The sequence below is a fragment of the Paraburkholderia sp. OAS925 genome (genome assembly GCF_040543975.1).
In the GTDB taxonomy this organism is placed as follows: Bacteria; Pseudomonadota; Gammaproteobacteria; order Burkholderiales; family Burkholderiaceae; genus Paraburkholderia; species Paraburkholderia graminis.
The window spans coordinates 917514-930099 of the sequence record NZ_JBEUNO010000002.1; the positions used below are offsets into that span (position 1 = coordinate 917514).

The following is a 12586-nucleotide window of genomic DNA, read 5'->3' on the forward strand; positions in this document are numbered from 1 at the left end:
TCTTTGCTTCGGCAGAATCCTGAACTTAAGCAAGGCGTCGGAGTTGAGCCCGGAATGGTTCCAGCGATGCCTGGCGAGCCGTCGAATTCGCACGAAGCAAAACCCGACAGCGGCGAGTTCACTTTCCCCGTGTACGGTTTCGACTTTGGCGGTGCGCTGTCTGACGAGGAGCAACAGCGCGTCGATGAATTCCTCGCGCCGTGGCGCGGGCGTAACGTCACGCTGTCACAGTTGCGGTTGCTGCGCGATGCGCTTACCACCGTGCTATACCACGGCGGCGATTCTCTCGTACGCGTCATCCTCCCTCCGCAGACAATGACCGACGGTATCGTGCACTTCGAGATCGCGCGCGGACACGTTGAATCCGTCAATGTTGAAAACCACTCCGATGTCGCCACCGACCACCTGCGCGAAATCATTGAGTCGACCCATGACGGAGCACCTTCCTTGCGCGACATTGAGCGCAACACGCGTCTTGTTGAAGGTATCCCCGGCATTGACTCGACTGCGTCGACGTTGTCGGCGGGAACGGAGCCGGGTGGCACCATCGTCACGGTGGACGTGGTGCCGGGAAAACGCTTCTACGGCGCGGCAGTCATGGACAACGCCGGCTCGAGACAAGCGGGCTGGCGCCGCGTTGGGCTGACCGGCGGCATCAACAATCCGTTAGGACTAGGCGATCAGTTGCAGGCGACGGTCTATGCCACGCCGCGCTTCATGCAGACGCGCGGCGGACAAGACGGGCGAACTCGCCTCGGCCGCATTTCCTACGACATGCTGACGGGTCTCGGAGCGAGCCGCGCCAGCGTCGCATACTCGCATGTGGATTACCGGCTCGGTGGAATCTTCGCAGGTCTGGGAACGGGAGCGGCGAACGTCGTCAGCATTTATGGCAGCAGTCCGTTGATCCGTTCAGACGCGGCCAGTCTCGATGTAGGCGCCGGTCTAGACTTCAAACGTTCGAGCGATGAGCGGTTCGGCGACATACTCCGCACGGAGCAGCGCAGTGCCGTTGCGTCGGTGCGCGCGGAAGGTGTCGCGGCGGGCGAAATCGGCGAGCGCCGAAACGTTATCCAATACAGCGCAGTGCTTAGCCGAGGTACGTCAAAGCTGAGAGAGGCGGACTACTCAGGTAGCGCGCCGGCGCTGAACGGCCGGCGATTCGACTTCTACAAAGCCGAGCCATCTTTCGCTTACGTCCAGGCCATTACACCGACCATCCGCGCGACGATACAAGTGCGCGGCCAATACGCCAGCGGCAGTCTCGACAGTCAGGAAAGAATGGGGCTTGGCGGTCCGCTTGCCGTGCGCGCTTATGACCAGAATGCGGCCTCGGTCGACGACGGGCTGATCTTGTCGATTGCCGCCAGCAAGTCCCTAAGTATGCTGCCAGGCGCATCTGTGCAGGTGTTTTATGACGACGCGCGAGGTCGAACGCGCGCCGACGGCCCAATGCCCGCCGCTTATGCGCGGCTGCAGGGTTACGGCATTGGCGCCAGCTACGGCGGCAAGGGCGTCGCCGCGCAGCTAAGTTATGCGATGCGTGCGGGCCGGCCGCTCGCTCAGACTGCGCGACAGCAGACCTGGGTCACTGTGTCCGCGACCTTCTAGGAAAGGCGGCAATAACGACGCCCGCAGCGTCTCGTTGCTTCTAAATCAGGGCCGTTGGCGCAGGTGTCACGCCCCCAACTTCCCCGCCGCCTCATCAACCTGCGCCCGCGTCACCGCCAACTCTTCGAGCCACGCATCCGCGTACACCGCACCGGTTTCACGCTCCAGTCGCGCGATCGTCGCCGCGCAACGATTGGCATCTTTTGGCGTCGCGATAAACGACTTCACCGACTGCCCCGCCTTGAACGCATCGAACAGCGGTACGCGAATGTCGTCCGGCAGCGCGCGCGTCGTCCACTGGTACGGCTTGCCGTTGAACGTGAACGACGGCGGCAGCACGCGCTCCTTCTTGGCGGCCGGAATCAGGCCATAGGTGCGCGCCGCCTCGCCGATCTGCTCCGGCGAAAACAGCTCGTCCGGGCTGATGTCGAATTGCTGGATGAAAGTCTCGATGCTCTGCATTGCCGCCGCGCGATCGTCGCGGCGCTTTTGCGCATGAGCGACGATGTCGCGCAGTTCGTCGGCTTCTTCCGGTGTGATCGTGAAGCTCGATTGCTTCTGCTGGAGTTCGGAAAAACGCTGGAATTCGGAATCGGTCAGAAGTTTCGCCATTGCTTATCGATGGATGCGCACGAATGACTTCACGCGGCGTCGTTTTTTGAGAGGGCCGCCATTCTAAACCATATGCGCAAGCGGCCCGCTTCTAATCAAACTTGCCGCGGCGAATTCCATCGACCACACGCCGCAGACACCGCAACTGCACTTCCACCACACCTCAAACCGTCTGCTCGCGAAACATCGAAAGCGCCTGCACCGTTTCACGCAGCAGCGTCGTTGCGGCCGCGAGCGTGGGCGCGACATATTCGTCGATACGCTTCAGATACGGGCAGGTGAGCGCCGCAATCGCCTGGCCGGACGGGCCGAGAACCGGGAATGTGACGTCGGTCACGCCGAACGTCTGCTGGCTGTCCTTCTGCGAGAAACCGGCCGCTCGAATCCGCTCGCACGCGGCTTCGAGCGCCTCGCGGTCTATCGTCACTTCGCCCTTGACCTTGGTGTGCTCGGCAAGCATCTGCGCGCGCTGTTCGACGGTCTGGAACGCGAGCATCACGCGGCCCGAGCCGGTGTCGATCAAGCCGACGCGCGAACCGAGCCGCACCGACATGCCCCACGTGCCCGGTCCATCCACTTGCGCGATGACGAGCAGATTGCCGCGGTCGTACACGGCCAGATGGCACGATTGTTCGGCGGCATCGGCGAAACGTTGCATCAGCGGCAACGCCTCGGAGATGAGCCGGTTCATCGGCGGATGACGATGCGCCAGCGCATACAGCTTCAGGCTAAGCGAATAGCGGTCGCCGCCCGTGGAGCGCACCACGTACTGCCGCGCGACCAGACGCTCGAGCATCCGATACATCTCGCTCGCATTGCGCCCGAGCAGCTTCGTGATCTCGGCGCGCGTGAGCCCTTCCTTCTGCTCGGCCAGCAACTCGAGGATGTCGAGGCCCTTGTCGAGCGCGGGCGCGCGATAACGGTCGGCATCGTCCTTGTCTTCTGCGTCCATCGTGAGCGAGTTCCGTGAGCTGTTCTCAGTAAGTGGCGCTTGAGTGTAAGTGCCGCAGCGCGCTCCGTGCGCGCCGATGCGTCCAGGGAAAACACGGACGGTTGGTGCAGTGCACTTCGCTTGACTTCGAAAAGTCCGTATATGAATAATACGTTCATTGGTGAATGAGCGCACGCCAAGATTCGCACAGAGTCGCCAATGCACATAAGAAAGCGCAGGACGAAGTGCCGGCATCCACGACCGGTTCACGCAGTCAACAACGCATATCAGGAGACACAGTCATGTCGTTCGCGAAAGAGCCGAAGCCGGCTCGCCAATCGTTTTCCCGTTCGTTCCGTCAGTCGCTCTTCACCGCGGCCGCGTCTGCGTGCATCGCCGGTTTGAGTCTGGGCGGCGCTGCGCAGGCCGCCGAGACAGGCAAGGTCGGCCTCGGCCTGCCGCTGCTGACGTCGCCGTTCTGGCAGTCGTACAACAACTATCTGCCGAAGTACGCGAAGGAGATGGGCATCGACATCCTCGCGCCGGTGAATTCGAACGGCGATCCGGTGCAGCAGATCACCGACATGAACAACCTGTTGAACCTGGGTGCGAAGGGCATCGTGGTCGGCCCGCTCGACTCCGCCGCGATCAGCCGCGCGCTCGACGCCGCGACGGCGCGCAACGTGCCGGTCGTCGCCGTCGATGTCGCACCGACGCAAGGCAAGATCGCGATGGTCGTGCGCGCCGACAATCACGCGTACGGCGAGAAGGCGTGCAAGTACATCGGCGAACACGTGAAGTCGGGCAAGGTCGTGCAGATCATGGGCGACCTCGGTTCGGTGAACGGACGCGACCGCTCCGAGGCGTTCCGCTCATGCCTGAAGGGCTTTCCCGGTTTGAAGCTGCTGGAAATTCCGGCGAGCTGGAAGGGCGACGTGGCGGCTACCGGGCTCGACAGCCTGCTTACCGCGAATCCCGACGTGAAGGCGATCTACATGCAGGCGGGCGGCGTGTATCTGTCGCCGACGCTGCAAACGCTGCGTCGCAAGCAGATGCTGTTTCCGGCCGGCGACGCAAAGCACGTCGTGATCGTCAGCAACGACGGCATTCCGCAGGAATTCGACGCGATCCGCCGCGGCGACATCGACGCCACCGTGTCGCAGCCCGCCGATTCGTACGCGAAGTACGGCCTCTACTACATCAAGGCGGCGTTGGCCGGGCAGACCTTCAAGCCGGGCCCGACCGATCACGGCAGCACGATCATCCAGCTCGCGCCGGGCATCCTCGAAGACCAGTTGCCCGCGCCGCTCGTCACGAAGTCGAATGTCGACGACAAGGCGCTGTGGGGCAACACCGTCAAATGAGCGGCGACATGAGCGGCGACATCAGCGAGCGCACGTCACGCGCGCGAATTGCTTCGGTGGTCGAAGCATTGTCGGTCACCAAACGCTACGGCTCGACGGCGGCGCTGAACGACGTGAGCATTCGCGTGATGCCCGGCGAGTCGCATGCGCTCGTCGGGCGCAACGGCGCGGGCAAGTCGACGCTCGTGTCGATCCTGACCGGCTTGCGCAAACCCGATACCGGCGACGTGCGCTTTAACGGCGAGCCCGCGCCGCCGCTCGCCGACCGCGATGCATGGCGCGAGCGCGTGGCCTGCGTCTATCAGCATTCGACGATCATTCGCGACCTGTCCGTCGCGGAAAATCTGTTCATCAACCGGCAGCCGTCGCGAGGCGGCGTGATCGACTGGCGAACCATGCGCCGCGACGCGCGCGCCTTGCTCGACCACTGGAAGATCGACGTGCGTGAAGACGCGCGCGCCGGCGACCTGAGCGTCGAGGCGCGGCAACTCGTCGAGATCGCGCGGGCGTTGTCGTACGGCGCGCGCTTCATCATCCTCGACGAACCCACTGCGCAGCTCGACGGCGACGAAATCAAGCGGCTCTTCCGGCGTATCGAGGAATTGCAGCGCGAAGGCGTGACCTTCCTGTTCATCTCGCACCATCTGCAGGAGGTGTACGAGATTTGCCAGGCGGTCACGGTGTTGCGCGACGCGCGGCATATCGTCAGCGCGCCGGTTTCCGCGTTGCCGCGCGAACAGTTGATCGAAGCGATGACGGGCGAACGCGGCGGCCTTCTGGTCGCGGACGCGGCGGCGCGCGAACCGTTGCGCGCCGACACCGCGATTGCGCTGCAAGTCGACCGGCTCAGCGGCGCGGATTACGAAGACGTGTCGTTCGCCGTCAAGCGCGGCGAAGTCATCGGCTTGACCGGCGCGACGAGTAGCGGCCGCACGAGCGTGGCGGAAGCGATTGCCGGCCTGCGCGCGGCGAAGCGCGGCACGATCAGCGTGGACGGCGTGAGCCTGCCGCCCGGCGATGTGCCCGCGGCGCTTGCGCACGGCATCGGCTGCGTGCCTAAAGACCGCCATCACGAGGGGCTCGTGTTGACGCAATCGATCGCGGAAAACGCGTCGATGACGATCGCGCGGCTCTTCGGCAAGTTCGGCATCGCGACGCCCGCAAAGAAAAACGCGTTCGGCCAGAAGATGATCGACGCGCTCGGCATCGTCGCGCAAGGACCGGAGCACGTCGTATCGGGCCTCTCGGGCGGCAATCAGCAGAAGGTCGTGATGGCGCGCGCACTCGCCACCAATCCCAACGTGCTGGTGCTGATCGACCCCACGGCGGGCGTCGACGTGAAATCGAAAGAAGCGCTGCTCTCCGTCGTGGATCGCGTGCGCGAAGAAGGCAAGGCCGTGCTGGTCGTGTCCGGCGAACTCGACGATCTGCGCACCTGTGACCGTGTTCTGGTCATGTTCCGTGGCCGTATCGCCGCGGAATTTCCCGCGGGCTGGCAGGACCAGGATCTGATTGCATCCGTTGAAGGAGTAAGTCTCCATGAAGAATAGTGTGCCCAGTCCCGCGTTCGGCGCGGCGCAGGCCCAGGTCCACGCGCAAGCGTCCGCATCCGCATCTGCATCGGCTTTGCGCGGCAAACGCGGACGCTCGCAACTTGCCCGCTTGCGTGAACTCGCGCTGTTGCCTGCGCTCGTGCTGCTGATCGTGATCGGCGCGTTCGTGAGCCCGAGCTTTCTCACGCGTGCGAATCTGATCAGCGTGCTCGGCGCGTCGGCGGCGCTCGCGCTTGTCGTGCTCGCCGAATCGCTGATCGTGCTGACGGGCAAATTCGATTTGTCGCTGGAATCGACGGTCGGCATTGCGCCGGCCGTGGGCGCGATGCTCGTGATGCCGGCCGCCTCGGCCGGATTCGGCACGCAATGGCCCGCCGCGGCCGGCTTGCTGGCGATTCTCGCGGTCGGCGCAGTAGTCGGCGCGATCAACGGTTTTCTGGTGGTGCGTTTGCGGCTGAACGCCTTCATCGTCACGCTGGCCATGCTGATCGTGCTGCGCGGCATGCTCGTCGGCGCGACCAAGGGCGGCACGCTGTTCGACATGCCGCCGTCGTTCTTCTCGCTCGCGACCACCATCGTGCTGGGCTTGCCGTTGTCGGTGTGGCTCGCCGCGGTGGCGTTCGCGATCGCCGCCTTCATGCTGCGCTATCACCGGCTCGGCCGCGCGCTCTATGCGATCGGCGGCAATCCGGAAGCGGCGCGCGCGGCGGGCATTCGCGTCGAGCGCATCACGTGGGGCGTGTTCATTCTCGGCAGCATGCTGGCCTCGGTCGGCGGCCTGATCGTGACCGGCTATGTCGGCGCGATCAATGCGAACCAGGGCAACGGCATGATCTTTACGGTGTTCGCGGCAGCGGTGATCGGCGGCATTTCGCTCGACGGCGGCAAGGGCACGATGATCGGCGCGCTCTCCGGCGTGCTGCTGCTCGGCGTCGTGCAAAACCTGCTGACTCTGGCGCAAGTGCCGTCGTTCTGGATTCAGGCGATCTACGGCGCGATCATCCTCGGCTCGCTGATGGTGGCGCGCCTCGCGAGCGGCGAAGGCCAGAACTAACACAACGCTCATTCAACGGCCTGACGGAGAACTCATTTGACGAGCCGCCAACAAGAAACCGATCCGCGACTGATCCTGCTCAGTCCGGACGACAACTGCCTGATCGCGGCGGCGCGTCTCGACGCCGGCACGCAGGTGCAGATCGAAGGCGAAAGCGTCACGCTCTCGCGGACCATCGAACTCGGGCACAAGGTGGCGCGCCGCGATCTGGCGAAAGACGACAAGGTGCTGCGCTACGGCGCCGTGATCGGCCACGTCACCGAAGCGGTGCCGCGCGGCGAGCATCTGCATACGCACAACCTCGAAAGCGATTACCTGCCGACGTACACGCACGACGCGGGTTATCAATTCGTCCACCACTGATTTGCGCATCACGAGGCGGCCTTGCGCCGCGCTGGAACGAACATGACTGAGACATCCGTAGCAAGCGCCTCTGCGCAACAGCCGACGCTGCAAGGCTACCTGCGCAGCGACGGCCGCAAGGGCATCCGCAACGTGGTTGCGGTCGCGTATCTGGTCGAGTGCGCGCATCATGTGGCGCGCGAGATCGTCACGCAGTTTCGCGAGCCGCTCGACGCGTTCGGCGACGCGCATGCCGCGCAGGAAGCGCCGGTTCATCTGATCGGCTTTCCCGGCTGCTATCCAAACGGCTACGCGGAGAAAATGCTCGAGCGGCTGACCACGCATCCGAACGTCGGCGCGGTGCTGTTCGTGTCGCTGGGATGCGAGAGCATGAACAAGCACTACCTCGTCGATGTCGTGCGCGCGAGCGGCCGTCCCGTCGAAGTGCTGACCATCCAGGAGAAAGGCGGCACGCGCAGCACGATTCAGTATGGCGTGGACTGGGTTCGCGGCGCGCGCGAGCAGCTCGCCGCGCAGCAGAAGGTGCCGATGGCGCTGAGCGAACTCGTGGTCGGCACGATTTGCGGCGGCTCCGACGGCACCAGCGGCATCACCGCGAATCCGGCCGTGGGCCGTGCGTTCGATCATCTGATCGACGCGGGCGCGACCTGCATCTTCGAGGAAACCGGCGAACTCGTGGGCTGCGAGTTTCATATGAAGACGCGTGCGGCGCGGCCCGAACTCGGCGATGCGATCGTCGAGTGTGTGGCCAAGGCGGCGCGCTATTACTCGATTCTCGGCCACGGCAGTTTCGCGGTCGGCAACGCGGACGGCGGCCTCACCACGCAGGAAGAAAAGTCGCTCGGCGCGTATGCGAAAAGCGGGGCGTCGCCAATCGCGGGCATCGTCAAGCCGGGCGATATTCCGCCGACCGGCGGCCTGTATCTGCTCGACGTGGTGCCGGACGGCGAGCCGCGTTTCGGCTTTCCGAACATCAGCGACAATGCGGAAATCGGCGAACTGATTGCGTGCGGGCGCGCATGTGATTCTGTTCACGACCGGACGCGGTTCGGTGGTGGGCTCGGCGATCTCGCCGGTCATCAAGGTGTGCGCGAATCCCGCGACATATCGCAATCTGTCCGGCGACATGGACGTCGACGCAGGCCGCATTCTGGAAGGGCGCGGCACGCTCGACGAAGTGGGCCGCGAGGTGTTCGAGCAGACCGTGGCGGTGTCGCAAGGCGCGGCGTCGAAATCGGAAATGCTGGGCCACCAGGAATTCATTCTGACGTACAAGACGTTCGAGCCGGTCGGGCCCGCGTGCCTGCCGTCGAGCGTGGCGGCGCCGCGTCGTGTTGTTGCGGTCGAGCCGCAGTAACGCAACGCAATAAGGCAACGAAGAACCGCAGTGAAGAACCGCACTGAGCGTCGGCTCGCGGTGTGATAAAAAGCTCATTCGACAGAGTGTGACCAGGATGGAGACGGGTACATGACCGCAACGATCGGTTCGAAGGTTCGGCAGCGCCGCCGCGTCGGGCGTAGCGCGCTGGAATTAACCGGCTTGAGCCTCGGCAGCGCGCCGCTTGGCGGCCTCTATCGCGACCTGTCGGATGAAGAAGCGCACGCGACCATCGCGGCCGCGTGGGACGCCGGCGTTCGCTATTTCGACACCGCGCCGCATTACGGGCACACCAAGGCGGAGCATCGTCTGGGCGACGCATTGCGCCGCTATCCGCGTGGCGAGTATGCGCTGTCGACCAAGGTAGGCCGCCGCTTCGTGCCGCGCACGACGCCCTACGACGGCAAGGAAGGCTGGCAGAACCCGCTGCCCTTCGAGGCGATTTACGACTACACGCACGACGGTATTCTGCGTTCGTTCGAAGACAGCCAGCAGCGGCTCGGCATCGTCGACATCGACATTTTGCTGGTGCACGACATTGGCCGCGTCACGCACGGCGACAACAATCCGCATTACTGGCGGCAACTGACCGAAGGCGGCGGCTTTCGGGCGCTCGACGAACTGCGCTCGGCCGGCGCGGTGAAGGCCGTAGGACTCGGCGTGAACGAAAGCGCCGTGATTCTCGACGCGATGGCCGAGTTCGATATCGATTGCGCGTTGCTTGCGGGCCGTTATACGCTCCTCGAACAGACGACGCTCGACGACCTCCTGCCGGCGTGTGAACAGCGCGGCGTCAGCATCCTGTTGGGCGGCGCTTTCAACTCGGGCATTCTGGCGCGCGGTGTCGAAGGCGATCTGAAATTCAACTACGGCGAGGCGCCGCGCGAAGTGATCGAGCGTGTTGCGCGGCTTGAAGCGGTGTGCCGCGCGCACGGCGTGCCGCTCGCCGCCGCGGCCTTGCAGTTTCCGTATGCGCATCCGGCGGTCGCCACCGTGCTGACCGGCGCGCGCAGTGCCGAAGAACTGCGCGAGAACGCGGCGTCGTTCGAGTTGCCCATCCCGGCGGCCTTGTGGTCCGCGTTGCGCGACGAGGGCCTGCTCGACGCCCGCGCGCCCGCGCCAGAGGACTGAACAGAACATGCGTATCGATGCCCACCAGCACTATTGGGACCCCGCCCGCGGCGATTACGAATGGCTCACGCCGGAACTCGAGATTCTGTACAGGCCGTTCGGCCCGGCGGATCTCGCGCCGTTGCGGGAGCAAACCGGCATCGAGAAAACGGTGGTCGTGCAGGCGGCGCCGACCATCGACGAAACGCGTTATTTGCTGGACATCGCGCGCAACGAGCCGTCGATTGCCGGCGTGGTCGGCTGGGTGCCGCTGCTGCTGCCCACCGCACCGGCTTTGATCGGCGCGCTCGCGGACGAGCCCAAGTTCAAGGGCGTGCGCCCGATGCTGCAAGATCTGCCCGACGACACCTGGATCGCGAATCCCGATCTCGCGCCGGCCATCGACGCGCTGATCGCACACGACCTCGCTTTCGACGCGCTGATCTACGCGCGGCACGTCGAACACGTTGAAACCTTCGCGCGACGCTTTCCGGCGCTGCGCATCGTGATCGACCACGGCGCGAAGCCGCCGATCCGCTACGGTCAGGCGGGCTGGCAGACCTGGGCCGATGCAATTACGCGGCTCGCCGCGTTGCCCGGCGTGCACTGCAAGCTGTCCGGACTCGCGACCGAGGCGTCGCCAGGCTGGACCGAAGACACGCTGCGGCCCTACGTCGAGCATCTGCTGACCATGTTCGGTCCCGCCCGGCTGATGTGGGGCAGCGACTGGCCGGTGCTCGAACTCAACGGCGATTATCTGCTGTGGCATTCGGTGGCGAACACGCTGCTTTCGTCGCTCGCCGACAGCGAGCGCGAAGCGATTTTCGGCGGCAACGCCGCAGCGTTTTATCGACTGTGATGTGACCCAAGCAAACAGACCAACACAGGTTAAGCCCATTCAACTGGAGTCGTAGATGACGCAAAGACTGGCCGGCAAGACAGCATTGATTACCGCAGCGGGACAAGGCATCGGGCTCGCGACCGCGGAAATGTTCGCACGCGAAGGCGCGCGTGTGATCGCCACGGACATTCGCATCGACGGCCTCGCCGGCAAACCGGTCGAGGCGCGCAAGCTCGATGTGCTCGACGGCGAGGCGATCAAGGCATTGGCCGCCGAAATCGGTCCGATCGACGTGCTGTTCAACTGCGCGGGCTTTGTGCATGCGGGCTCGATCCTCGAATGCAGCGAGGAAGATTGGGACTTCGCGTTCGACCTGAACGCGAAGGCGATGTACCGGATGATCCGCGCATTCCTGCCCGGCATGCTGGAGCGCGGCGGCGGCTCGATCATCAATATGTCGTCGGCGGCGTCGAGCGTGAAGGGCGTGCCGAATCGCTTCGCGTACAGCGCGTCGAAGGCGGCGGTGGTCGGGCTGACCAAATCGGTCGCCGCGGACTTCATCACGCGTGGTGTACGCTGTAACGCGATTTGCCCGGGCACGGTGTCGTCGCCGTCGCTCGAACAGCGAATCGCCGCGCAGGCCGCGGCACAAGGCGCGACGCTCGAAGCCGTGCAGGCCGCGTTCGTCGCGCGTCAGCCGATGGGCCGCATCGGCAAGCCGGAAGAGATCGCCGCGCTGGCGCTGTATCTCGCGTCGGACGAGTCGGCGTTCACGACTGGCCATGCGCATGTGATCGACGGCGGCTGGTCGAACTGATTCATGCGCGCCTGCCTGAGCCGGCGCGCGTTGACGTACCAACTGAACACCACTGAAACCCAGAGGAAAGTGCAACGATGAAACTGCTTCGTTACGGGCCGAAAGGCCAGGAAAAGCCGGGCTTGCTCGACGCGCAAGGCAAGATTCGCGATCTGTCCGGCGTGGTCGCCGACATCGACGGCGCGGCGTTGACCGACGCAAACCTCGCCAAACTGCGTGCAGTCGACGCGGCCTCGCTGCCCGTGGTCGAAGGCAATCCGCGCATTGGTCCGTGCGTCGGCAAGATCGGCAAATTCATCTGCATCGGCTTGAATTACGCGGATCACGCGGCTGAATCGAATCTGCCCGTGCCCGCCGAACCGGTGATCTTCAACAAGTGGACGAGCGCGATTTCCGGTCCCAACGACGACGTGGAAATTCCGCGCGGCTCGAAGAAAACCGATTGGGAAGTGGAGCTCGGCGTGGTGATCGGCAAGCCCGCGAAGTACGTGGACGAAGCGAATGCGCTCGACTACGTCGCCGGCTATTGCGTGATCAACGACGTGTCGGAACGCGAATGGCAGATCGAACGCGGCGGCACGTGGGACAAGGGCAAGGGCTTCGACACGTTTGGCCCGATCGGCCCGTGGATGGTCACGCGCGACGAAGTCGCCGATCCGCAGAACCTGGGCCTGTGGCTCGAAGTGGACGGTCACCGCTATCAGAACGGCAACACGAAGACGATGGTGTTCGGCGTCGCCAAGCTGGTTTCGTATGTGTCGCAGTGCATGAGCCTGCAACCGGGCGACGTGATTTCCACTGGCACGCCGCCTGGAGTGGGCATGGGCGTGAAGCCGAACCCGGTGTATCTGAAGCCGGGGCAGACGATTCGCCTCGGCATCGAAGGTCTCGGCGAACAAACGCAGAAGACCTACGCGGCGGAGTAAAACGCTCGCGGCCGATGCGGGCGCGG

General features: G+C 64.4%; 11 protein-coding genes and 1 pseudogene. 10 read left to right on the forward strand and 2 right to left on the reverse strand.

Translation table 11 applies throughout. From position 1 onward, the window contains the following. Window positions 1–3: 3 nt before the first annotated feature. A complete protein-coding gene (locus ABIE53_RS22955; RefSeq protein ID WP_502922746.1) occupies window positions 4–1611 on the forward strand; it encodes a ShlB/FhaC/HecB family hemolysin secretion/activation protein in 1608 nt (535 codons plus the stop codon). 66 nt (window positions 1612–1677) lie between these two features. On the opposite strand, the gene ABIE53_RS22960 is transcribed toward ABIE53_RS22955, so the two are convergent. Together ABIE53_RS22960 and ABIE53_RS22965 are read right to left on the reverse strand one after the other, a co-directional pair. Continuing rightward, window positions 1678–2223, reverse strand: coding sequence for a hypothetical protein (locus ABIE53_RS22960; protein ID WP_053859735.1), 546 nt, complete (start codon window positions 2221–2223; stop codon window positions 1678–1680). Between the two features lie 163 nt (window positions 2224–2386). Then, window positions 2387–3175, reverse strand: coding sequence for an IclR family transcriptional regulator (locus ABIE53_RS22965; protein WP_006047516.1), 789 nt, complete (start codon window positions 3173–3175; stop codon window positions 2387–2389). A gap of 281 nt (window positions 3176–3456) precedes the next feature. Here ABIE53_RS22965 and ABIE53_RS22970 point away from each other — a divergent pair, with 281 nt between their 5' ends. The 9 genes and pseudogenes from ABIE53_RS22970 to ABIE53_RS23010 all read left to right on the forward strand — a co-directional run bounded on the left by ABIE53_RS22970 (window position 3457) and on the right by ABIE53_RS23010 (window position 12560). Next, window positions 3457–4518, forward strand: a complete 1062-nt coding sequence (locus ABIE53_RS22970) for a sugar ABC transporter substrate-binding protein (protein ID WP_310075631.1) — start codon at window positions 3457–3459, stop codon at window positions 4516–4518. A gap of 8 nt (window positions 4519–4526) precedes the next feature. Next, the gene (locus tag ABIE53_RS22975) at window positions 4527–6068 is read left to right on the forward strand and encodes a sugar ABC transporter ATP-binding protein (protein ID WP_192699498.1); all 1542 of its coding nucleotides are present in this window, start codon (window positions 4527–4529) and stop codon (window positions 6066–6068) included. Further along, window positions 6058–7125, forward strand: a complete 1068-nt coding sequence (locus ABIE53_RS22980; protein ID WP_192699497.1) for an ABC transporter permease — start codon at window positions 6058–6060, stop codon at window positions 7123–7125. Before ABIE53_RS22975 ends, ABIE53_RS22980 begins: the two co-directional genes overlap by 11 nt. 36 nt (window positions 7126–7161) lie before the next feature. Next, the gene (locus tag ABIE53_RS22985) at window positions 7162–7488 is read left to right on the forward strand and encodes a UxaA family hydrolase (RefSeq protein ID WP_192699496.1); all 327 of its coding nucleotides are present in this window, start codon (window positions 7162–7164) and stop codon (window positions 7486–7488) included. Between the two features lie 42 nt (window positions 7489–7530). Further along, window positions 7531–8845 (forward strand): annotated as a pseudogene (locus tag ABIE53_RS22990) (UxaA family hydrolase). Between the two features lie 111 nt (window positions 8846–8956). Then, window positions 8957–9997 carry an aldo/keto reductase gene (locus tag ABIE53_RS22995; protein WP_053859733.1) on the forward strand — a complete coding sequence of 347 codons (1041 nt, stop codon included), beginning with the start codon at window positions 8957–8959 and terminating at the stop codon, window positions 9995–9997. 7 nt (window positions 9998–10004) lie between these two features. Beyond that, on the forward strand, window positions 10005–10835 hold the full coding sequence (locus ABIE53_RS23000) for an amidohydrolase family protein (protein WP_192699494.1): 831 nt from the start codon (window positions 10005–10007) through the stop codon (window positions 10833–10835). A 55-nt stretch (window positions 10836–10890) separates the two neighbouring features. Beyond that, window positions 10891–11634: an SDR family oxidoreductase gene (locus ABIE53_RS23005; RefSeq protein ID WP_006047524.1), complete on the forward strand. Its 744-nt coding sequence runs from the start codon at window positions 10891–10893 to the stop codon at window positions 11632–11634. Between the two features lie 77 nt (window positions 11635–11711). Further along, window positions 11712–12560, forward strand: a complete 849-nt coding sequence (locus ABIE53_RS23010) for an ureidoglycolate lyase (RefSeq protein WP_029967367.1) — start codon at window positions 11712–11714, stop codon at window positions 12558–12560. The last annotated feature ends 26 nt before the right edge of the window (window positions 12561–12586 follow it).

Coding starts and splice junctions, on each gene's coding strand:
- ABIE53_RS22960 (WP_053859735.1), bottom strand. CDS start 2,223: ATGGCGAAACTTCTGACCGATTCCGAATTCCAGCGTTTTTCCGAACTC.
- ABIE53_RS22965 (WP_006047516.1), bottom strand. CDS start 3,175: ATGGACGCAGAAGACAAGGACGATGCCGACCGTTATCGCGCGCCCGCG.
- ABIE53_RS22970 (WP_310075631.1), top strand. CDS start 3,457: ATGTCGTTCGCGAAAGAGCCGAAGCCGGCTCGCCAATCGTTTTCCCGT.
- ABIE53_RS22975 (WP_192699498.1), top strand. CDS start 4,527: ATGAGCGGCGACATCAGCGAGCGCACGTCACGCGCGCGAATTGCTTCG.
- ABIE53_RS22980 (WP_192699497.1), top strand. CDS start 6,058: ATGAAGAATAGTGTGCCCAGTCCCGCGTTCGGCGCGGCGCAGGCCCAG.
- ABIE53_RS22995 (WP_053859733.1), top strand. CDS start 8,957: ATGACCGCAACGATCGGTTCGAAGGTTCGGCAGCGCCGCCGCGTCGGG.
- ABIE53_RS23000 (WP_192699494.1), top strand. CDS start 10,005: ATGCGTATCGATGCCCACCAGCACTATTGGGACCCCGCCCGCGGCGAT.
- ABIE53_RS23005 (WP_006047524.1), top strand. CDS start 10,891: ATGACGCAAAGACTGGCCGGCAAGACAGCATTGATTACCGCAGCGGGA.
- ABIE53_RS23010 (WP_029967367.1), top strand. CDS start 11,712: ATGAAACTGCTTCGTTACGGGCCGAAAGGCCAGGAAAAGCCGGGCTTG.